The following is a 19,503-nucleotide window of genomic DNA, read 5'->3' as shown; positions in this document are numbered from 1 at the left end:
GAAATTTTACTTAAATAATGTTTTAACCTTTAAGCAGGTATAGTTACATAAAATATGAAAAGAGCAGAAATAGATGGCAAAAAGAAAGAGTTCTAAAAAGAAAAGTAATTCTAAAGTATTAGTATATATTGCTTGGGTACTTGCATTTATCGCATTTATACTCAGTACTTTAGTAGCTGGGTATTATTTTGGTTATAAAGATGCTAAAACTGATGTGTCTAAGACTATACATAGTGATAAAGAAAGAAGACTGGAACTTATAAAAAAGTTAGAAAAAACAGTACAAAAAAAACCAGAAAATATGACTAAAAGACTACAAGAGGTACTTAAAAAAGCCACTAAAACTGATGTTTCGGCTTTGCACGAACTCGATGATGTGAAATTAGTACAGGTGAAACGGAAAATAAAACGCAAACCAAAGCTTTCATCAAAGAAACCAAGACTTTCTATAATTATAGATGATGTAGGGACTCGTTCTCAAGTTGCTGCTATTAAAAATTTAAAATTACCTTTGACTATGTCTTTTTTGCCCCCAAGTAAAGCTAGACCAAACACACCAAAGTTGGCAGAAAAAGAAAATTTCTATATGATTCACCTTCCTATGGAAGCAAAAAACTTCAGTGCAGAAGAACCGAATACTTTGAGGGTTAGTGATTCTCAAAATACTATAAGTTGCCGGATAAAAGAGATAAAAAAACTTTTTCCTAAAGTGTCTTATATAAATAACCACACTGGAAGTAAATTCACATCAGATGAAGTTGCTATGAATAGACTGATTTTAGCCTTAAATGATAATAAAATACATTTTCTTGACAGCAGAACAACAGCTGAAACTAAAGCACCTAGAGTACTTAAAAACTTTGGGCTAGAATACATAGCCAGGGATGTTTTTTTAGACCATCATATGGAAAAAGAGTATGTGTTAGGACAGATAAAAAAAGCTATAAAAATAGCAAAAACTCATGGAACGGCAGTGGCGATTGGGCACCCTCATAAAAATACACTTCAGGCTATCTATGAGTCAAAAAAGCTCTTTAAAGATGTAGAGCTCATTTATATAAATAAAATCTTTTAATTACTATGATAGAAGAAGTAAATTTCCATATTGGCGAGTGTGAGTCTATGAAAAAATACCCTACAAAACTTTTCTATATTGGCAACACAAAACTTCTGACAAACAAAAAGATTTCTATTATAGGAAGTCGGAAACCAAACCAATATGCAAGACATAAAACACAAGAGTTAGCACAAAAACTCTCAAATGCAGGAGTTTGTATAGTTAGTGGTGGGGCAATAGGTGTAGATGCAATCTCTCATAAGGCTGCGGGCTCATCAAACACTATCCTTGTCTCTGCAACAGGGTTGGACAAACGCTATCCAGCTATTAATTCGACTCTTATAGCAGAAGTTGAAAGAAATGGTCTTGTCATGAGTCAGTTTGAAAAAGGCTCTCCTTCTACAAAGTATAATTTTGTGCTTCGAAATGAGCTTGTCGTAGCACTTGGAGATGTTTTAGTAGTTACTTATGCAGATTTGAACTCAGGAAGTATGAGAAGTGTTGAGTATGCTCTTAAGATGGGAAAAGAGATATATGTCTTAGCTCATAGAATAGGGGAAAGTGCGGCAACAAATAAACTTCTAGAAGAGGGTAAGGCAAAAGCTATTTATGACATTGACACTTTCGTATCAATGTTTGGCAAGAGTAGTATTATGGTAAATAAGAGTAGTGATGATTTTCTAGAGTTTTGTAAAACAAATCCTACTTATGATGAGGCACTTGCAAAATTTCCAAGTAGAGTTTTTGAGGCTGAACTGAGTGGAGAAATAGATGTGCGAAACGCGAGAATTTATTTAGTATAAATTACTATATAATCAACATTGCATCGCCATAAGAGTAAAAACGATACTCTTCTTTTATAGCCTCTGCATATAATTCCTGAGTTTTTTCTAGTCCTACAAATGAAGCAACTAACATAAGAAGTGTAGACTTTGGTAGGTGAAAATTTGTTAGTAGATGATTGACTCGACTAGGTTTGTTTTGTGGATGCAAAAAAAGATTTGCTTCGCCTTTTTGAATTTTTCCATGTTTATCATAAAATTCTACCGTTCTTGTAGACGTTGTCCCTATACTCAAAACTGGTATGTCTGAGTCAAGTACATCTTTGGCCGCGTTTGATATATCGTAATACTCTGAGTGCATTGGATGCTCAGTAATGACTTCGGCATCAACAGGTTTAAAAGTACCACTTCCAACATGAAGTGTTACATACGCATGCTCAAAATTTTCACATACTCTTTTATGTTGTTCCTCAGTAAAGTGAAGAGAAGCTGTTGGAGCAGCTACTGCACCTTCTTCTTTGGCAAATACACTTTGGTATTCACTAGCATCTTCGTCTTCGTCTTCTCTCTGGATATAAGGAGGAAGAGGTATGTGACCGATTTTATCTATTATAGGGAGTAAGTCTTCAAAACGTAGGTCTATACTATTTTGAGAAAAGTTTACATTGCGGCTTCCATCACTGTTTAAATCTTTCACTTTTGCAACTAAGCCCTCATCGAATAAGATAGTAGTCCCAACTTTGATTTTACCACGAATATATACATTGATATCTACTGCATTTAGGGCTCTATTTATAAGAAGTTCTAGTTTTCCACCACTGGGTTTCATTCCAAAAAGTCTTGCTTTTATAACCTTCGTATCGTTAAAAATAAGGGCACAGTCTTTGGGAATATACTTCTCAAAATCATAGAAAAAACTATGTGTTATAGTGTCTGTTTTTCTGTCATATACGAGAAGTTTTGCATGGTCACGAGGTGAGGCAGGATGGGTTGCTATGAGATTCTCTGGAAGAGTGAAATCATAGCTGGCAGTTAATAGTTCAGGATTTTCCATTTAAGAAGTCTGCTGCTCTTCTTCATCTAACTCATCTTCATCATCCTCTTCTTCTTTGTAAGGGTTAACAGCCTTTACTATAAGAATAGAAAATCCATAAAGTATGATAAGTGGACCGGCCATAAGAAGTTGAGTAAGAACATCTGGCGGTGTTAAGAGTGCTGCAACTATGAAGATTATAACAACGGCATATTTAAAAAAGTCACTCATCTGTTTATCGTTTACAAGACCTAACAGAGCGAGAAAGTAGGCAAATACTGGAAGCTCAAACGCGACACCAAAACCAAAAAGAATCTTTGTGAAAAAGCCCACATAATCTTCAATGTTTATAAGTGGGGTAAATTTAAAGCTACCAAAAGTAATAAGAAAGTCAAAACCAAAAGGTGTCACAATATAGTATGCAAATAAAACACCTAAGAGGAACATCAGTGTTCCTCCTATAACAAAGGGAATAATCATCTTCTTTTCACTAGCATATAGACCTGGCGCGATGAAAAGCCAGATTTGTGAAAGAACGATAGGAAGTGAGGCAATGATAGCCGCAAAGAACGAAACTTTGAGTGCGACAAAAAATGCACCACCTACTTGGGAAGTTGTTACCATTCCCTCTGCTGCATGAAGGGACTTTTTACCAACTTCTATAAGTGCTACATTTAGAGGTTCTACCATCCAGTTAAGAATGATTTCATGAAAGTAAAACATAGCAAAGAACATAACTATAAGACTTAAAACAGAAATCCCAAGTCTTTTTCTTAACTCTACAAGGTGTGGTTTTAGTTCATCAAACATCAGTTATCTCTTCTTGTTCTATATTCTTCTTTTTCTTCTTGAAGGTTACTTCTTGAGGTGTAGTATCAGCTTTTTTAACTGTATCTGTGGGTAATTCATTATTTGTTACACTCTGTGCCATACTTGTAATTTCTTTACTAACAGTTCCTTTGATATCTTTGAAATCATCTAGACCTGAAGCAGCTTTTTCTAGTTTGGCTTTGTATGCTAAAGCTTCTTGTTTGATGTCACTGACATTCATCTCTTGTTCAAGAGAGTCTTTGACCGATCCTACTGTACTTTTAACATTTTTGAAAAATTTTGCTATATCAACTAGGGTTCCCGGAAGTTTATCTGGACCGAGAAATAGTATGGCGATAACAGCGATGATAAGTATCTCAGTAAATCCCATACCAAACATAGTAAACCCTCATAATTATTTAATAAATGTGATTTTAGCTAAACAATACTTTTATGAGGTTAAAAAGAGAACAATTTCATCTGCTAAGAGATAGTCGTTATTGTAAAATATATTATTTTTAAACTCAAGTTTTTTTTCATCTAAAAGTAATTGTGCACGTTCTAATTCTTCTTTGCGAAGTAGTGATTCATTTACCCCTATGACTGAACGCAGACCTAATAGTAATTTTTCAACATGAATGTCTTCATCGCTTAACTCTTCAGTCTCCATAACGGTAGGATTTTTTATATACTCTTCAATAATGGGGTTTGGATAAAAACGCTGATTTGTTAGTTTTCCAACAGCTCCAGCCCCAGCCCCAATATAATCTTTGTATAACCAGTATCCTTTGTTATGAGAAGATTGGTATTTTCCAAAGTTGCTTATTTCGTATTGAGGAAGTCCTTTTTTCTCAATGGCCTCAAAAATCCACTCAGTAAGTTCTAGGTGTTCTGAACTCATATGTGGTTTGTTTTGAAATGCAGTTCCTTCTTCAATAGTAAGAGCATAAGCACTAAGGTGGTTAATAGGGAGAGTAAATGCAGTCTCAATGTCATTTTGGATAAGTTCTTTCGTGTCTCCAAGTGTCGCATATATAAGGTCAAGTGAAAGATTTTTAAAGCCGACTTTTTGAGCATTTAAAAGAGCTTCTTTTGCCATCTCTGGAGTATGGGCACGGTTAAGTACTTTTAGTTTATCAGCATTAAAACTTTGCACTCCAAAACTGATTCGATTTACACCAAGTTTATGCATTCCCTCTAGCCATGCGTAAGTGGCACTATTTGGGTTCGCTTCACTTGTTATTTCAATATCTTTTTTAAGATATGGCTGTAAAAGTTGGAAAATAGGTTCGTAAAGTTCGGGTGAAACGGTAGAAGGTGTTCCTCCACCTATAAAAACTGTTTCAATTGAATTTTCTTTAGTTTTAAAACGTTTAAGTTCGTATTCTAGTTGGCATTTAAGTGCAACCATGTAATCGCGTTTGAGATGGAACTTGTCTACATAAGAGTTAAATGCACAGTAAGAACATTTTGAGTCACAAAAAGGGATATGAATATATAATAGCATGGCCGAAGTATAGCTATATATTTTTAAATTATATTACTTTAATCACTATTTTTGTATAATCGCGATAATTAATAGACAGGTTTAATGAATGAATAAAAAAGATTCCTATCGTCCAAATGTGGCGATGATTATTGTTTCACATCACTACCCAGAGAAAAAAGAAATTTTTATTGCCCAGAGAAATGACTTAGCCGATATGTGGCAGTTTCCTCAAGGTGGGATTGATAAGGGTGAAGAAGTAGAAGAAGCACTTTTTCGTGAAATGGAAGAGGAAATTGGAACTGCTGATGCAAGTATAGTCGCTCAGTACCCAGAATGGATCTCTTATGACTTTCCCGCGAAAGTAGCAGAGAGAATGAAGCCTTTTAAAGGGCAAATACAACGCTATTTTTTAGTAAAACTTAGTGAAAACGCGAAGATTAACTTAGATACAGAGCACCCTGAGTTTATCTCACATAAATTTGTAAGTGTAGAAGATGCATTAAATGTAACAGCTCATTTTAAAAAACCTGTGTATGAAAAAGTGATAAAGTATTTTAAAGAAGAAGGATTATTGTAGATGTTAATAGTGCAAAAATTCGGTGGAACAAGTGTTGGGGATTTAGAACGAATCCAAAATGTGGCAAATCGTGTAAGTGAATCGAAAAAAGCTGGTAATGATGTCGTAGTTGTTGTTTCAGCAATGAGTGGAGAGACAAACAAACTTGTTGGATATGCAGAAAGTTTTTCTAAAAATCCAGCACAACCTGAAATGGATATGCTTTTAAGTGCGGGTGAACGTGTAACAGCTTCTCTTCTTGCTATTTCACTTCAAGAGATGGGACATAGTGCTACTGCAATGACTGGAAGAAAAGCAGGAATAGTAACAGACATGAACCATACAAAAGCTCGTATAGAAGAGATAAACCCTGTAAATATGCACAGCGCTCTTAAAGAGGGAAAGATAGTTGTAGTAGCTGGTTTTCAAGGTGTTAATGAAAAAGGGGATGTAACAACTCTCGGTCGTGGAGGAAGTGATCTCTCCGCTGTTGCAGTTGCTGGGGCACTCAAAGCAGACTTATGTGAAATATATACAGACGTAAGTGGTATTTACACTACAGATCCACGTATTGAACCAAAGGCTAAAAAACTAGATAAAATTTCTTATGATGAAATGTTAGAACTTGCTTCATTAGGGGCTAAAGTACTTCAAAATCGTTCTGTAGAGATGGCAAAAAAGTTAAATGTAAATTTAGTAACAAGAACAAGCTTTTCTCACGAAGAAGGCACATTAATTACCAAGGAAGAAAATATCATGGAAGCACCATTAGTAAGCGGAATAGCATTAGATAGAAATCAAGCACGTATCTCATTAATGGGTGTTAAAGACAGACCTGGAATTGCTTCTGATATTTTTAATAAATTAGCAACCGCTGAGGTAAATGTTGATATGATTATCCAAAATAAGGCACATGATGGAACTACTAACATCGACTTTACTGTTCCTGTAAGTGATCTTCATGATGCAAAATCTGTTGTAGATTCATTTGTTAAAAGTGGAGAAATCGAAGCTGACTCTTATAACGAAGACATTTGTAAAGTTTCTGTTGTTGGTGTTGGTATGAGAAGTCATGCCGGTGTTGCAGCAAAAGCATTTTCAACAATGGCAGAAAATAACATCAATATAAACATGATTTCTACATCTGAGATTAAAGTTTCTATGGTTATAGATGAGAAGTATGCAGAACTCGCTGTTCGTGGACTTCATGAAGCTTATGAGCTAGAGAAGTAGAACCTTATGCCAACAACTCAGACATCTAATTTTGCACATTGGAGTTTAGATGCTATACGTGATGAGGGTGCAAGTCTTTCTTGGTTGGAAGAGTATAGGTTTGAGTGGGCAAAAACTACTGCTCTTGCACTTGAACAAGTTCTTCAAGGTCGGACTATTATTCTCATTACAGATGAGAAAAGAAAATGGCTTGAAAACTATATAATTACCTCATTAAATGCTAGCACAATTGAGAGACCTCTTATTCCTATTATTAGCATTGACCATATTTATCCACATTATGACAATGTAAGTGGCGGAGAGATGATAGATACCGTGGATGATATAATCTCACTTTCATACAAAGAAGACTTTTTCTTTTGGTACATTGGCAAGGGAAATGATAAACGTGCAGATATTGCAAAGAGAAAAGGCGATAGTTACTTTTGGATGTTTGACGAAGAGTTTAACAATGCTTTTACTCTTAAATCATATGACCCAATCTTGGATATTAAGCTTTTACAACTTTATAGACTCTTTAATAGTTCTCTTAATGCTTGTATGTTCGGAGAAGTAGATGCAAGCTCTTAGTCAGATAAGAAGCCATATAATTATCTCAGACGAGATAGAAGCTGAATTTGAGCGTTTAGAGACTGAGCTGAAGCCAAGCAGAGTAGTAAAATTTTTACTTATAGATGAGAGCTTTAAAATTGAACATGCCAAAGCAGTTCTCGCAGAAGCATATATAAGTGAGTCTCAGACTAAGTACATTGTAATTGGGTCTAAGGACATTACAGATATTGCACAAAATTCTCTTTTAAAACTACTAGAAGAGCCTCCTGAAAATATAGAATTTATTATTATCAGTCCAACTAAATCAAACCTTTTAGCAACTGTACGTTCGCGTTTACCTATTTTAAAACAAGAAAACTCACATAAGGTTGAGTCTTTGGATATTAATCTTACGAGACTAGACTATAAAGAGGTATTTACCTTTTTAAAAGATAACGCAAGAGTAAAAAAAGAGGATGCAAAATCTTTAGTGGAGTCTATCTTTCACAGAGCAACAGTCACAGATATGCTTATTCTTTCTCCTCTTCAGCTTGACAATTTTGATAAAGCCTATAGACTCCTTACTCTAAACTCAAGACCTCAAAGTGTTTTAGCAATGCTTCTTATGAGCTTCGCGCAGGATAGATAATGATTGTAGAAAAACTATCTTCAAGTATAGATATAAAAAGATATCTCAAAGAATTAAATGTAGATGGTGGTGGAGTGAGTATTTTAGCTTCAAAAGCGAAGGTACATATAATCCGTATCAAAAATCTCAATGTTGGTGGGGCAAATATTCTTAAACAAGATGCTCTCTCCATCGGTGCGGACTTAGCTGTTCCTCGTGGTACAGTCTTAGCTAAAACTCCTTTTGTAGATACTCTTCTTATAGCAACAACATCTCAGCTCAAAACTTTAGCAAGAAAAGAGTTAGCACAGCCTTTTGGTTTAAAAGAGTTAGCTCATAAGCTTGGAGAGTTTGTTAAGGACTTAAAACCAAGTAAGATAGATGTTATGGGAATTATAAATGCAAATGATGATAGTTTCTTTAGTGGAAGTCGTTTTGTAAATAATGATGCTCTGCATAAAATTGAGAGAATGATAGAAGAGGGTGCTACCATTATAGATATAGGTGGTGTTTCATCCCGTCCAAATGCTGATAGTGTGAGTGCAAGGCAAGAACTTCAAAGAGTCAAGCCTATTATTGATCTTATCAAAGTGAAAAAGCTTTATGATAAAGTGAAATTTAGTATAGACAGTTATGAACCGAGTGTTATAGAATATGCACTTAGTTCAGGTTTCTCTATTGTAAATGATATCACTGGATTGCAAAATGATGAAGTGTGTGAGTTATGTGCAAAGCATAAAGCAACTGTTATTATTATGCATATGCAAGGAGGACCTCAGAGCATGCAAGATAACCCATTTTATAAAGATGTACTAAGTGAAGTCTATACCTTCTTACAAGAGCGAATAAAGAAAGCACAAAGCTTTGGTATAGACGGTATCGTTGTAGATGTTGGGATAGGATTTGGAAAAAGACTAGAAGATAATCTTAGCTTGATTAAAAACTTAGAACATTTTACTACTCTAGGAAAACCTATACTTATAGGTGCATCAAGAAAGTCAATGATAAACAGTATTATTGAAGCTGAGGTAGAAGATAGATTGAGTGGGACATTAGCTATTCACTTAGAAGCTCTTAGGAATGGAGCTTCTATAGTGAGAGTTCATGATGTGAAAGAACATGTTCAAGCACTTAAAGTTCAAAATGCTTTGGACATGGTTTAGAATTAAACCATTATTCCTCTAATCATGTAAAAGAGTATAGCTGATAATGTGGCTGCGGCAGGAACAGTTATAATCCAAGCTGCAATTATTTTCTTTACAGCATCGCGTTTAACATACTCAACTTTTTTAGTTTGTTTAATATGTTTCTTTGTTGTTCTTATGAGTTTTTCTTCATCAGAAATAAATTTATACAGCTGTACAACTCTCTCATACTCTACTGCATCTTTATCACTTTTTGCTTCTAGTTTCTTAAGCTCAGCCTTGTATGCATTGAGTGTTGATTTCTCATCTTTGATTGTTTCTTTATCTTCCTCTATCGTTGTTGTGTCATTTAAATGTAGGTACTCTCTTAAAAAACCAACACCAAAAACGCCACCGATGGCAATATGTGTAGAACTTACTGGAAGTCCAAGCTGAGAAGCGATAATAACAGTGATAGAAGCCGCCATTGCAATGGAAAAGGCTCTTATTTGGTTAAGCTCAGTAATCTCACTACCAACTGTTCGTATAAGTGCTGGACCATAAAGTGCAAGACCAATAGCAATACCGATAGCTCCGACACCCATTACCCATAAAGGAATACTTGCTTTAGATGAAATACCACCATTTACAACAGCATCGTTAATAGCCGCTAATGGACCAATAGCATTTGCAACATCATTTGCACCATGAGCAAAACTAAGAAGTGCTGCTGCAAAAATAAGGGGAATAGTAAAGAGTGTGTTTACTGATTCTCTTGAATTCGCCAGTTCTTTTTTATCTGAGTTGAGTCTATTTCTTACTATAAAATAAACAGCAAGAGCTACGACAAAGCCTAAAGTAAGAGCTGTAAGTAAAGATGGTTTTTTAGTCATCTCTAAAGATATAAAAGGAATGAAGTTTAACATTTCAACAATCTCTGGCCATATCTTTTTGAGACCCTTAAGTGTTAAGTATGTTACAAAGGCTAATGCCATAATAGAAACAAAAATAGGAACATATGTTTTTGCAGCCTTGACCTTGTCTTCTTTAAAAACTATAGATTTTTTGATAGAGTAAAGAAAAGCAGCTGCAATTAGTCCACCAAGAACAGGTGAAATAACCCATGAAGCTGCAATCTTTGCCATAGTTGTCCATGAAACTATACTAAAACCGGCTGCAGCAATACCTGCACCCATAACACCACCAACAATTGAGTGTGTCGTAGAAACCGGAGCTCGCATCATAGTTGCAAAGTTAAGCCATAGAGCAGCCGCAAGAAGAGCTGCCATCATTGCCCAGATAAAAGGATCAGCATTTCCACCAAATGCAGAGATATCAATAATACCTTTTTTAATAGTTTTCACAACTTCGCCACCAGCGATGAGTGCACCAGACGCTTCAAAAATAACAGCGATAACAATAGCCATTGTCATTGTCATTGCTTTGGAACCAACAGCAGGTCCTACATTGTTAGCTACATCGTTTGCACCTATATTCATTGCCATATATGCACCAACTAAGGCGGCCACGGCTAAGAACATGTTATTTGGTATACCACCATTACTTAAAAAACTAAATGCAAGAACACCTATCATAAAAAATAGAGCAAAACCTAAACGTGTAAAGTCTGTTCTACTCTTTTTTAAAGCTTCTTTTTCTAGTTTTTTCATAGTTTGTATTTCCATCTACTTACCTTCATCTTTAATATATGCTTTTATGATTTCTTGGCGTTTAAGAGGTTTGTCACCATAGCCCGTTTGTGTGTTGTTAAGTCTCATTAATATTGACATACTAGAGGGTGCAATTTTCCCAAAAATTGTATGTCTACCATTGAGCCAAGGTGTAGGAATTGTTGTGATGAAAAATTGACTGCCATTAGTATTTCTTCCAGCATTAGCCATTGCTAAGATTCCAGGTTTGTCAAAAACAAGATTTGTAAACTCATCTTTAAAAGCTTTTCCCCAGATACTCTCACCACCACGACCACTCTCAGTAGGGTCACCACCTTGAACCATAAAGTCTTTTATTATTCTATGAAAAGCAATGCCATTATAGTAACCATTTTTTACATGTGTCAAGAAATTTTCAACTGCTAAAGGAGCAACATCAGGATAAAGTTCAAGCTCAATATTTCCCTGAGTTGTTTCTACAACTACATGAGGATTTGCTGCAAAAAGAGTAGTAGATAGTGTTAGTAGTAAGATAAAATATAGTTTTTTCATTATGCTTCCTTAAAGTCTAAACAGACTGAGTTTATGCAGTATCTAAGACCTGTTGGTTCTGGTCCATCGGGAAAGATATGTCCAAGGTGTGCATCACATGAGGCACAGGTAACTTCAACTCTTATCATTCCATGTGTAACATCTTTGATTTCTGTGATAGAGTCTTCAATAGACTCATAGTAACTTGGCCAACCTGTTCCAGAGTTAAACTTAGTAGATGCTTCAAATAGTGGTGCATCACAGCAGATACAGTGGTAAGTACCATCTTCTTTATTATCATTATACATACCAGAAAAAGGTGCTTCTGTCCCATGCTGACGACATACATTAAATGCTTCAGGGCTAAGTTGTGCTTTCCACTGGGCATCAGTTTTAGTTATTTTCATATTTATTCCTTAAATCTTTAATCTCTTGAGAATTTTTTTCATATATAACAGTTACACTTTTAAGTGCTAAATTTAATGCATATTCTATCTCATTTACACTTGCAGAATATAAATCCATTATAATGATATGATGTGGAGATAAAGAATTTATATCTTGAGCATGACTGAGTAATACATTTGTAAAATTTTGATTCATGAGGCTAATGTGAGATTGAAGTACACTTACCTCTCTTTGCATCGTTCTCATCTCTGCAAGAAGTTTTTCTCTATTTTTTTCATTAGATATTATAAGTATTTTTTCTTCATTTTGATTGAGTAGTTTTTGGATTAGAGAAATGGACTTTTTTAAAGGAGTTGATTTTATAAAGGTAACTCTCTTTTTTTGATTTTTAAATGTTTGAAGGGGAGTATCATCTTTTATATTTTCATCGTTTACTAGAAGAAGTTTAGACTTGTTACACTTTTCTTTGAGTGAAAAGATAAATTCTTTTTCAAATAAATGAGCATCGTCACACATAACTATTTCAAAAGTATTAATCTTTTTTGGATTCATTCCTTTTAGTTGACTCTTAGAAATGATGTTAATTGAGGTTAAATCTATACTTAAGATGGAGTGCTCTAAAATACTTAGTAGTCTTTTCTTTAATATATCTGCACTTAAAATTGTTGGTTTGATAATTAAAATATTGCGAGCTTCTTTTTCTATGATTAAGAAGATAGATTTTAGTAATAAAAGAGTACTTTTCCCACTTCTTGGTAAACCTTGAAGATGTGTAATATTTAGTAATTTTTGATCTAGAAATAAAATTTGTTCTGGAGTACAGAGAGTAGTTGTTAAATCTTCTTTGAGAAAAGAGTACTGAACAAAGATACTACTTGCAACTATATTTACATCATTGTAACTAACTGGGGTATTTGTGGCACCTGAAAGTTTTTTCAGTATTTCATTTTCATTTGAATCGCAAAAGATAATTTTTTGATTAGGCAGTAAATCTTGAAGGGAAGCATTAAGATGAGAGTACTCATCTGTACTTAAATACTCCATTATAAGATAGTTAAATATCCCAACTTTTATTTCTCTAATAGATTGGAGCTTTCTTTTGAGAATTTCTTGAACATTATCGAAAGAAAGAGTCTTTGAAGAATATTCTTGTTGATATGCTTTTTGTGCTGCGGCATTCCTTAGTTCCTTGAAGGTCCACTCTTTAGTTTCAAAGACATAAATACCAGTACTATTAATTAATATAAGTTTTGTATGATAAATATTTGAATTATGATAAATATTTGTATTTACAAAGATGAGAAAATTATTTTTTAGGGAAAGTTCTTTTAATTTTTTGATAAGTATTGAATTAGGAGTTTGCAAAAGTGTAGATTTTTTTTTGAAAAGTGAGTTAAGTAAAGAAAGTTTCATTGAAAATAAAATATTATCACCTGTGAGGGTGACAATATATTAGTTGTTACTTACCAGCTGCAACACGGTCTTTAAGACCTTTACCAGCTTTAAATTTAGGAACCATTTTATCTTGAGTTGTATAAGCCTTGTCAGTACCTGGTACTTTGCCACTTTTACCTTTTTGAAGTGCAGCGTTAAAACTACCAAAACCTACTAAAGAAACATCTTCTTTTTTAACTAGAGCAGTTGTAACTGCTTCTGTAAATGCTTTAATTGCAGCTTCTGCTTCTACTTTAGTCTTGTAGTTACCACTTTCTTGTACTAATTCAACGAATTGTGCTTTATTCATAAATTTACCCTTAGATTTAAAATATTTCCGAACTTTCATCAAAAATGTGAATCATTCAGCTAGAGACACTTTATAGTTTATTTGCTTAATTTTTTCTTCTTTTTAGTATGTTTTATAATAAAAGTGGACAAACTGTTCTCTTTGAATCCATAAGTAGCCACTTTGAAGAGGTTTTTAAATTCACAACCGGTCTGTTGATTCATTATCAATGCAGATAAGTCTTTTATTTTTTGGTACTTATTTGCATGTGAATGTATAGATGAAAATACTTCATCAAGACCATCTCTTTCATTTTTTGTAAGTGCACTCATCAACTTATTCCTCTAGTGAATTAATTTTTCGAACAGTTCTTATTATCTCTGAATCATCTAACATTCCTAACATTTGCATCACAGTAGCTGCAGCTTGTGGTTTAGCACGTCCAAGCTTCCAGTCTTGATATGTACGCATAGAGAGACCAAAACGTTGGGACATATCTTTAAGAGATATTTTCTTGCCATTATTTTGAGACTCTAGAGAGTTATGAAGGATGTTAAATAGGTCATTAATTTGCATAAGAAAGATTATACGGATTAAATACTTTAAAATACATTAATAACATATATATATACATTAAAATTTGTATTATAGTATATAAAGTAACAATAATATAAATTATACTATATATTATCATATATAAATACAATATTATATACGGTATTCCGTGTATATTTACTATAAAATGAATATAATGCTAAGATGTTATATAAATATATTAGATAATAAGGAAGTTTTTGATTGTTTTAAAGATTAACTGGATTGTTTATGCAAGATTTATATCTGTATTGAGCTGTACTATTTAAATACTTTCATAATTTATTTCTAAGTCTGATTTTATTTTTATCAGCATAGGTTTCGGACAACTATCCTGACACAGAGGGGGTCTCCCCAATATCACTAGTCTTTAATGTCAACTCTTGTCCTTCACTCAGGGCTATTCCAACAAATCACTATAATCGTATTTAGAAAAATCAAGATAAATTTTTCCATTTTGTTTAATGACACGAACATCTTTTCCATAAGATGCTAAAAATCTGCTTTTGATTTGCTTTCTTTGGTTGGATTTGAGGTCTAGACTTTTAAGATAGTACTTGAGTTCTACTATCTCTTCTTGCTGCGTTTGTTGTTCTATAGTCTGAACTTCATGGACAGTTGTGGATTGTTCTTGTTTAAACTTTGCATTAATTATCTCGACGATGCTTTTAAGTTGTTCATCTTTTGAGTTATAAAGATTTTCAATTTTATTCATTTCATCACGAAGCATCTGTTCTTTATCATCAATGAGTTTATCTATTTTCTCTTCTAGTTCTACTATTTTTTCTTTGAGTTGTTGATTCTCTTTTTGATAAAGAGAAATTACCATGGCAACAGTAGTTTTTTGTTTTACTGGAACAAGTAATTTAGGTGTTTTTAGTATAGGAGTATCGAGTAAGATATAAGTTATGTCATTCTCTATGGTATGTGATAACTTTTTTGTAGTTATCTTAGAAATCACCATCTCTTTAGACATTTTAAATTTATGTGAGTATTCATCTATTGTAAGTTTCATTGTGTCCTTGTATTCCTAGCTTTAATTTTATATCATTGAGTTAAAGTTTATATCTGGTGGATTAATGATTCCAGATTGTCTTAACCAGACTAAACAACCTTTTTTCTCATTTGCATGTTTATCGCTAAATGTTTGCATACTCGCATATTTAAACTCTCTACTGAGTAAGAGTCGACTAAAGTCTTTATGTATATCTAAAAACTTTTTTAAACTCTCAAAAGCATAGTCTGAAACCATTACCGTAGAGATAGTAAAGTTTTTAATTTCTAAGTATCTCGCACAATCATTAAGTCCATCACCAATAAAGTTTTTACTTCCTAAAATATCGGTAAACTCATTTACTTCACCTGTATGAACAGCTATCCTAATGCCTTCAAAGTAAGGATAGCGTTTAGAAATATGCTCAGAAAAGTGATTAAAACTAAGACCAAGCATAGTTCCAAAACCTTTAAGTCTTGGGTTTAAAAGGCAGTAGAAACCATCACCAGTTGAAACAAAACCTAAAATAAATTTTGACAATGTCATATTTGAATTTACTAACATTTTTTCTATAATTTTTTTGAAGCTTTTAGTTAAAAATTTTACTATTTCTAACTGTTCACTTGAATTGAGCTTTGAAAAATTGATGATATCAATAAGAACAATATCTGTTGTTATTGCTTGTGTTTTTTCTCTAATCATTTTCTCTTTTCTGTGTTACATAATTAGCCAAGTTTACCATAAAGTTCTTTTAAATGAACTTTTTAATATAATAACAAAATTAAAATTTTAAGGTGAGTCATATGAGTAAAGGCATTTTAGATATAGTAAAACCAGGGGTACTTTTTGGAGAAGATGTTCAAAAAGTATATGCACATGCTAAAGAGGTTGGATTTGCTATCCCTGCTGTAAATGTAGTGAGTACAGACTCAATAAATGCTGTTTTAGAAGCTGCTGCAAAGGTTAACTCACCGGTTATCATTCAGTTTAGTAATGGTGGAGCATCGTACTATGCAGGTAAAGGACTTTCAAATGAAAATGAGAAATCTGCAATCGCAGGTGCAGTGTCAGGAGCAATACATACACATATGATGGCTGAAGCTTATGGTGTAGCAGTTATCCTTCATACTGACCATGCTGCAAAAAAACTTCTTCCTTGGATAGATGCACTTTTAACTGCGAGTGAAAATTATTATAAGGCAAATGGAACTCCTCTTTTCTCATCACATATGCTTGACCTTTCAGAAGAGCCTTTGGAAGAAAATATTCATACTTGTAAGGCATATCTTAAACGTATGAGTGCTATTGAAATGAGTATAGAAATAGAGCTTGGTGTTACAGGCGGAGAAGAAGATGGTGTGGATAACACAAACATTGATAATGCTCTTTTATATACTCAACCAGAAGAGGTTGCATTTGCTTATAAAGAGTTAAGTGAAGTTTCTTCCCACTTTACTATTGCCGCTTCATTTGGTAATGTTCATGGCGTTTATAAACCAGGAAATGTCTCTTTAACTCCTAAAATATTAGATAACTCACAAGACTTTATAGCAAAAGAGTTTGGTACAGATGCAAAACCCGTAAACTTTGTGTTTCACGGTGGTTCAGGTTCAGAGCCAAGCGAGATAAAAGAAGCTATCGGTTACGGTGTTATAAAAATGAACATCGATACAGATACACAATGGGCAACTTGGATAGGGACAAAAAATTATATTGAGAAGTATACTGACTACTTACAAGCTCAAATAGGAAACCCAGAAGGTGACGATAAGCCTAACAAAAAGTACTACGATCCAAGAAAGTGGTTACGTGCAGGACAAGAAACTCTAGTAGATAGAGTTGTAGTTGCGTTTAATGACTTAAACGCGATGGATAGAAACTAAACTAACCCTTTCTCTTTTTAACCTATTTTCCGAAGATACTTTAGGTGTTGTGGAAAATAGGTGGAATATTGTAATGTTACTTTATAAAATAACAATTTACATATTGACCTTAGCATTATTTCCCAGGTATCTGATCTTTGTCAATAACTAAGTTATCCATATTATTTTCAGCCGCATATACTAATAGATTAAATAAAGAGTGTATCATTGCATTATCATCAGTATAATCACTCGCAGTTACCACTGCTATAAATATTTTTTTATTAAAATTTTCTAATTGAAATTGATTGTGTAATTTTGATGTGGCTCTTATCGCAGAATCTGAATCTGTTCCTTCAAGGATTAAGCAAGCAAGATGATCTTCTAAAACTATGAATTTGTCGCTTTTTCTTTTGTAGCCAGAAAAACTATTAAGATTAATTTGACCACTAACTAAAGCTATTGCAATTGAAAAATTTAAACTATACCTTTTATTTCTATAAGAACAAGATTTAATTTCTTGAACTATATCCGTATAATATTTTTGACGATTGACTTTGAATGAATCTAACATATATATCCTTTACTTTAGAAACTTAAGTAATTATAGTATGAATTTAATTAGAATTAGTAGATATACTCGATAATTCTGAATTTTTAACTTTTAAAATTAAGATTATAACATAAGACTTAAAAGTAAAGAGTATAGTTTATCGCAGTTTGGTAGTGTTCTTTTATATCAATATTATATGAAAAACTAAAATTAATTGTGTTGTTTTTAAATACTTTAATGTGGCTATTTAGATCTAATCTATGTGCTTTGATTTGGCTATTAGAAGATTCGAAGTCATAGAAATATCTATGTTTATACACTATGTCAAATATGTATTTATGTACTTCTTGATACTCTAATGAAAATTCTGCTGAAGCCATATAAATATCTTCTTTATGATAGTAAGCCCCTGTTTGAGCTGATATATGATATGTCAAGTTCTTGTTTAACCTATATCTATATCCTAGGCCATAATTTATATACGCATAAAGATGGTCATCATAAAAAAGCCTCTGGGCACCTACCTGCATTCTTTTTGTATTTTGAGTAAAGAATATACTCGATATTGGTAAGGCTTCAAGGTTTATAAGGGTAAGCTTTTCTAGGTCAATCTTGTCATCTTGTAATCTAAACATAAAATCCATAACTTCAACACTTCCATTTTTCTCAATCTTATCCATGAGGTCAAATCTATTTCTATATAAGTATCGATAACCAAGATAAGCATAATTCACTTTGTCCATTTTGTAACCATGACCGACTACAAATTTATGAAATTTATTCGAAAGAGGGATATCATCATAACTAGTATTTTCATCTAGCTGCTCCAAGCTATTCTTATTTTTTATTTTTATTAGTTTCATGAGTGGATAGAGTAGTTTAGTATCAAAATCACTTTTTGTAGACTCTATCTCTATGAAATTGATTGCTGCTAAAACTATATTTTTTTTATCTTTTTTGGTTATTCTCTTATCATTGTAAAAATTATATACACTTCTTTTTCTTGTAATTATCTTTTTTAATATGTTTATATTGTTGTCATCCATCTTAAAGATCACATTGTTGAATTGTTTAAATTTTGATGCACTTGAATTTATGTTTTTAATATATCCGGAATTTTTTAAAATATGCACAATATCTATGGGCACTGTGATATGAGATAATTTTGAAGTGAGTTCCATATCATCCCTTGCGAAATCAATAAGTTTAATAAGCTCTGAACTACAGTTCCTACTCATAAAATAATAGTCTTGGTCTGTGTCTAAAATTTCATAAAGATGTAATAAAATATTTTCAATTTCATCTTCTTTAAAGAGGAGATCAAAACTGATTAAATCACGAAACTCTTCATTTCTATATTCATGTTCTTTTGCTAAAAATGGCAAAAATTTATATTTACTTTTATAGCCGCCAAATATTCCTTTATAGGCATATACTGGAGAGCTAACCTTTATTGGTACCTTGGCAGTATAATCGATCACATACTTAGCATCATCCGACTCTACTTTAATAAATGTATGCCCAAATACAGATGCCGGAGAGTTATAGCGTTCAGAGGTGAAAACTAAACTTATCTTATTAAAATTTGGTTTGAGAAAATCTTTTAATTTCTTGCACTCAGCATGCTTAAGATTTAAATGCAGTTTTGAGTTTATCCATTTATATCTTGCGGGGTATTTACAAATTGAAGAGGAGTTGTTTTGGAATGCTTTTATAGTTTCGAGAAGTTCATCTTTTAAATCTATATTTTCTTTTTTAGATAAAAAAAAATCTTTATTATTTATGAGAGTTGTTTTATCATAGTGAAGTAGTTTAGCCCAATATGGATGAACAGAGAGTTCATCCAAAATCAAGTTATCGTAAGCGAATAGTGAAGTGCTTAAAAAGAGCAAGAAGAGAAATCTGCATATAAGTTTTCTCATTTA

The 19,503-nt window shown here is 33.0% G+C and carries 23 protein-coding genes; 8 read left to right on the top strand and 15 right to left on the bottom strand.

Translation table 11 applies throughout. The features are described from left to right. Positions 1-73 precede the first annotated feature (73 nt). Positions 74-1,075, top strand: coding sequence for a divergent polysaccharide deacetylase family protein (locus tag HOG88_RS00965; protein ID WP_295002191.1), 1,002 nt, complete (start codon positions 74-76; stop codon positions 1,073-1,075). Positions 1,076-1,080: 5 nt separating this feature from the next. Then, positions 1,081-1,860, top strand: a complete 780-nt coding sequence (locus tag HOG88_RS00960) for a DNA-processing protein DprA (RefSeq protein WP_295002189.1) — start codon at positions 1,081-1,083, stop codon at positions 1,858-1,860. A 4-nt stretch (positions 1,861-1,864) separates the two neighbouring features. Here HOG88_RS00960 and queA read toward each other — a convergent pair whose 3' ends face one another. The 4 genes from queA to hemW are packed head-to-tail and all read right to left on the bottom strand — an operon-like array spanning position 1,865 to position 5,189. Continuing rightward, the gene (queA, locus tag HOG88_RS00955; protein ID WP_295002187.1) at positions 1,865-2,893 is read right to left on the bottom strand and encodes a tRNA preQ1(34) S-adenosylmethionine ribosyltransferase-isomerase QueA; all 1,029 of its coding nucleotides are present in this window, start codon (positions 2,891-2,893) and stop codon (positions 1,865-1,867) included. Then, positions 2,894-3,682: a twin-arginine translocase subunit TatC gene (gene tatC, locus HOG88_RS00950; RefSeq protein WP_295002185.1), complete on the bottom strand. Its 789-nt coding sequence runs from the start codon at positions 3,680-3,682 to the stop codon at positions 2,894-2,896. Then, on the bottom strand, positions 3,675-4,082 hold the full coding sequence (gene tatB, locus HOG88_RS00945) for a Sec-independent protein translocase protein TatB (RefSeq protein WP_295002183.1): 408 nt from the start codon (positions 4,080-4,082) through the stop codon (positions 3,675-3,677). The genes tatC and tatB overlap by 8 nt, the downstream gene beginning before the upstream one ends. 51 nt (positions 4,083-4,133) lie before the next feature. Next, positions 4,134-5,189: a radical SAM family heme chaperone HemW gene (hemW, locus tag HOG88_RS00940; protein WP_295002181.1), complete on the bottom strand. Its 1,056-nt coding sequence runs from the start codon at positions 5,187-5,189 to the stop codon at positions 4,134-4,136. Between the two features lie 88 nt (positions 5,190-5,277). On the opposite strand from hemW, the gene HOG88_RS00935 reads away from it, so the two are divergent. Genes HOG88_RS00935 through folP form a run of 5 tightly spaced genes read left to right on the top strand, consistent with a single transcriptional unit; the run spans position 5,278 to position 9,282 of the window. Then, positions 5,278-5,748: an RNA pyrophosphohydrolase gene (locus HOG88_RS00935; protein ID WP_295002179.1), complete on the top strand. Its 471-nt coding sequence runs from the start codon at positions 5,278-5,280 to the stop codon at positions 5,746-5,748. Continuing rightward, positions 5,749-6,960: an aspartate kinase gene (locus tag HOG88_RS00930; RefSeq protein ID WP_295002177.1), complete on the top strand. Its 1,212-nt coding sequence runs from the start codon at positions 5,749-5,751 to the stop codon at positions 6,958-6,960. Between the two features lie 6 nt (positions 6,961-6,966). After that, positions 6,967-7,530, top strand: coding sequence for a HobA family DNA replication regulator (locus HOG88_RS00925; RefSeq protein ID WP_295002175.1), 564 nt, complete (start codon positions 6,967-6,969; stop codon positions 7,528-7,530). Continuing rightward, a complete protein-coding gene (locus HOG88_RS00920; RefSeq protein WP_295002173.1) occupies positions 7,517-8,140 on the top strand; it encodes a DNA polymerase III subunit delta' in 624 nt (207 codons plus the stop codon). The genes HOG88_RS00925 and HOG88_RS00920 overlap by 14 nt, the downstream gene beginning before the upstream one ends. After that, a complete protein-coding gene (gene folP, locus HOG88_RS00915; protein WP_295002172.1) occupies positions 8,140-9,282 on the top strand; it encodes a dihydropteroate synthase in 1,143 nt (380 codons plus the stop codon). Before HOG88_RS00920 ends, folP begins: the two co-directional genes overlap by 1 nt. Before the next feature lie 2 nt (positions 9,283-9,284). On the opposite strand, the gene HOG88_RS00910 is transcribed toward folP, so the two are convergent. From HOG88_RS00910 to HOG88_RS00870, 9 genes are all read right to left on the bottom strand, one after another. Continuing rightward, positions 9,285-10,928, bottom strand: a complete 1,644-nt coding sequence (locus HOG88_RS00910; RefSeq protein ID WP_295002171.1) for an inorganic phosphate transporter — start codon at positions 10,926-10,928, stop codon at positions 9,285-9,287. Further along, the gene (locus HOG88_RS00905; RefSeq protein WP_295002170.1) at positions 10,929-11,465 is read right to left on the bottom strand and encodes a peptidylprolyl isomerase; all 537 of its coding nucleotides are present in this window, start codon (positions 11,463-11,465) and stop codon (positions 10,929-10,931) included. It abuts the gene before it with no gap. After that, positions 11,465-11,851, bottom strand: coding sequence for a peptide-methionine (R)-S-oxide reductase MsrB (gene msrB / locus HOG88_RS00900; protein WP_295002169.1), 387 nt, complete (start codon positions 11,849-11,851; stop codon positions 11,465-11,467). The genes HOG88_RS00905 and msrB overlap by 1 nt, the downstream gene beginning before the upstream one ends. Continuing rightward, complete coding sequence (locus HOG88_RS00895; protein WP_295002168.1) at positions 11,838-13,265, bottom strand: NERD domain-containing protein; 1,428 nt, start codon at positions 13,263-13,265, stop codon at positions 11,838-11,840. Before HOG88_RS00895 ends, msrB begins: the two co-directional genes overlap by 14 nt. 46 nt (positions 13,266-13,311) lie before the next feature. Next, the gene (locus HOG88_RS00890) at positions 13,312-13,596 is read right to left on the bottom strand and encodes an HU family DNA-binding protein (RefSeq protein WP_295002167.1); all 285 of its coding nucleotides are present in this window, start codon (positions 13,594-13,596) and stop codon (positions 13,312-13,314) included. Positions 13,597-13,673: 77 nt separating this feature from the next. Next, the gene (locus HOG88_RS00885) at positions 13,674-13,907 is read right to left on the bottom strand and encodes a hypothetical protein (protein WP_295002166.1); all 234 of its coding nucleotides are present in this window, start codon (positions 13,905-13,907) and stop codon (positions 13,674-13,676) included. A 4-nt stretch (positions 13,908-13,911) separates the two neighbouring features. Beyond that, positions 13,912-14,151, bottom strand: coding sequence for an XRE family transcriptional regulator (locus HOG88_RS00880; RefSeq protein ID WP_295002165.1), 240 nt, complete (start codon positions 14,149-14,151; stop codon positions 13,912-13,914). A gap of 418 nt (positions 14,152-14,569) precedes the next feature. Next, a complete protein-coding gene (locus HOG88_RS00875) occupies positions 14,570-15,184 on the bottom strand; it encodes a hypothetical protein (protein ID WP_295002164.1) in 615 nt (204 codons plus the stop codon). Between the two features lie 27 nt (positions 15,185-15,211). After that, a complete protein-coding gene (locus tag HOG88_RS00870) occupies positions 15,212-15,865 on the bottom strand; it encodes a hypothetical protein (RefSeq protein ID WP_295002163.1) in 654 nt (217 codons plus the stop codon). 101 nt (positions 15,866-15,966) lie between these two features. Between HOG88_RS00870 and fbaA the strand changes: the two genes are divergently transcribed. Continuing rightward, on the top strand, positions 15,967-17,046 hold the full coding sequence (gene fbaA, locus HOG88_RS00865; RefSeq protein WP_295002162.1) for a class II fructose-bisphosphate aldolase: 1,080 nt from the start codon (positions 15,967-15,969) through the stop codon (positions 17,044-17,046). A gap of 115 nt (positions 17,047-17,161) precedes the next feature. On the opposite strand, the gene HOG88_RS00860 is transcribed toward fbaA, so the two are convergent. Further along, positions 17,162-17,599, bottom strand: a complete 438-nt coding sequence (locus tag HOG88_RS00860) for a hypothetical protein (RefSeq protein ID WP_295002161.1) — start codon at positions 17,597-17,599, stop codon at positions 17,162-17,164. A gap of 116 nt (positions 17,600-17,715) precedes the next feature. Further along, positions 17,716-19,500, bottom strand: a complete 1,785-nt coding sequence (locus HOG88_RS00855) for a DUF4105 domain-containing protein (RefSeq protein WP_295002160.1) — start codon at positions 19,498-19,500, stop codon at positions 17,716-17,718. Positions 19,501-19,503 lie beyond the last annotated feature (3 nt).

Origin of the sequence: Sulfurimonas sp. (genome assembly GCF_018698455.1) — a bacterium.
In the GTDB taxonomy this organism is placed as follows: Bacteria; Campylobacterota; Campylobacteria; order Campylobacterales; family Sulfurimonadaceae; genus Sulfurimonas.
This window is presented reverse-complemented; position numbering and strand designations above follow the sequence as displayed.

Coding starts and splice junctions, on each gene's coding strand:
- queA (WP_295002187.1), bottom strand. CDS start 2,893: ATGGAAAATCCTGAACTATTAACTGCCAGCTATGATTTCACTCTTCCA.
- HOG88_RS00860 (WP_295002161.1), bottom strand. CDS start 17,599: ATGTTAGATTCATTCAAAGTCAATCGTCAAAAATATTATACGGATATA.
- msrB (WP_295002169.1), bottom strand. CDS start 11,851: ATGAAAATAACTAAAACTGATGCCCAGTGGAAAGCACAACTTAGCCCT.
- HOG88_RS00935 (WP_295002179.1), top strand. CDS start 5,278: ATGAATAAAAAAGATTCCTATCGTCCAAATGTGGCGATGATTATTGTT.
- HOG88_RS00870 (WP_295002163.1), bottom strand. CDS start 15,865: ATGATTAGAGAAAAAACACAAGCAATAACAACAGATATTGTTCTTATT.
- HOG88_RS00890 (WP_295002167.1), bottom strand. CDS start 13,596: ATGAATAAAGCACAATTCGTTGAATTAGTACAAGAAAGTGGTAACTAC.
- HOG88_RS00880 (WP_295002165.1), bottom strand. CDS start 14,151: ATGCAAATTAATGACCTATTTAACATCCTTCATAACTCTCTAGAGTCT.
- hemW (WP_295002181.1), bottom strand. CDS start 5,189: ATGCTATTATATATTCATATCCCTTTTTGTGACTCAAAATGTTCTTAC.
- HOG88_RS00905 (WP_295002170.1), bottom strand. CDS start 11,465: ATGAAAAAACTATATTTTATCTTACTACTAACACTATCTACTACTCTT.
- HOG88_RS00875 (WP_295002164.1), bottom strand. CDS start 15,184: ATGAAACTTACAATAGATGAATACTCACATAAATTTAAAATGTCTAAA.
- tatC (WP_295002185.1), bottom strand. CDS start 3,682: ATGTTTGATGAACTAAAACCACACCTTGTAGAGTTAAGAAAAAGACTT.
- HOG88_RS00930 (WP_295002177.1), top strand. CDS start 5,749: ATGTTAATAGTGCAAAAATTCGGTGGAACAAGTGTTGGGGATTTAGAA.
- HOG88_RS00925 (WP_295002175.1), top strand. CDS start 6,967: ATGCCAACAACTCAGACATCTAATTTTGCACATTGGAGTTTAGATGCT.
- HOG88_RS00895 (WP_295002168.1), bottom strand. CDS start 13,265: ATGAAACTTTCTTTACTTAACTCACTTTTCAAAAAAAAATCTACACTT.
- tatB (WP_295002183.1), bottom strand. CDS start 4,082: ATGTTTGGTATGGGATTTACTGAGATACTTATCATCGCTGTTATCGCC.
- HOG88_RS00885 (WP_295002166.1), bottom strand. CDS start 13,907: ATGAGTGCACTTACAAAAAATGAAAGAGATGGTCTTGATGAAGTATTT.
- fbaA (WP_295002162.1), top strand. CDS start 15,967: ATGAGTAAAGGCATTTTAGATATAGTAAAACCAGGGGTACTTTTTGGA.
- folP (WP_295002172.1), top strand. CDS start 8,140: ATGATTGTAGAAAAACTATCTTCAAGTATAGATATAAAAAGATATCTC.
- HOG88_RS00920 (WP_295002173.1), top strand. CDS start 7,517: ATGCAAGCTCTTAGTCAGATAAGAAGCCATATAATTATCTCAGACGAG.
- HOG88_RS00855 (WP_295002160.1), bottom strand. CDS start 19,500: ATGAGAAAACTTATATGCAGATTTCTCTTCTTGCTCTTTTTAAGCACT.
- HOG88_RS00910 (WP_295002171.1), bottom strand. CDS start 10,928: ATGGAAATACAAACTATGAAAAAACTAGAAAAAGAAGCTTTAAAAAAG.
- HOG88_RS00960 (WP_295002189.1), top strand. CDS start 1,081: ATGATAGAAGAAGTAAATTTCCATATTGGCGAGTGTGAGTCTATGAAA.
- HOG88_RS00965 (WP_295002191.1), top strand. CDS start 74: ATGGCAAAAAGAAAGAGTTCTAAAAAGAAAAGTAATTCTAAAGTATTA.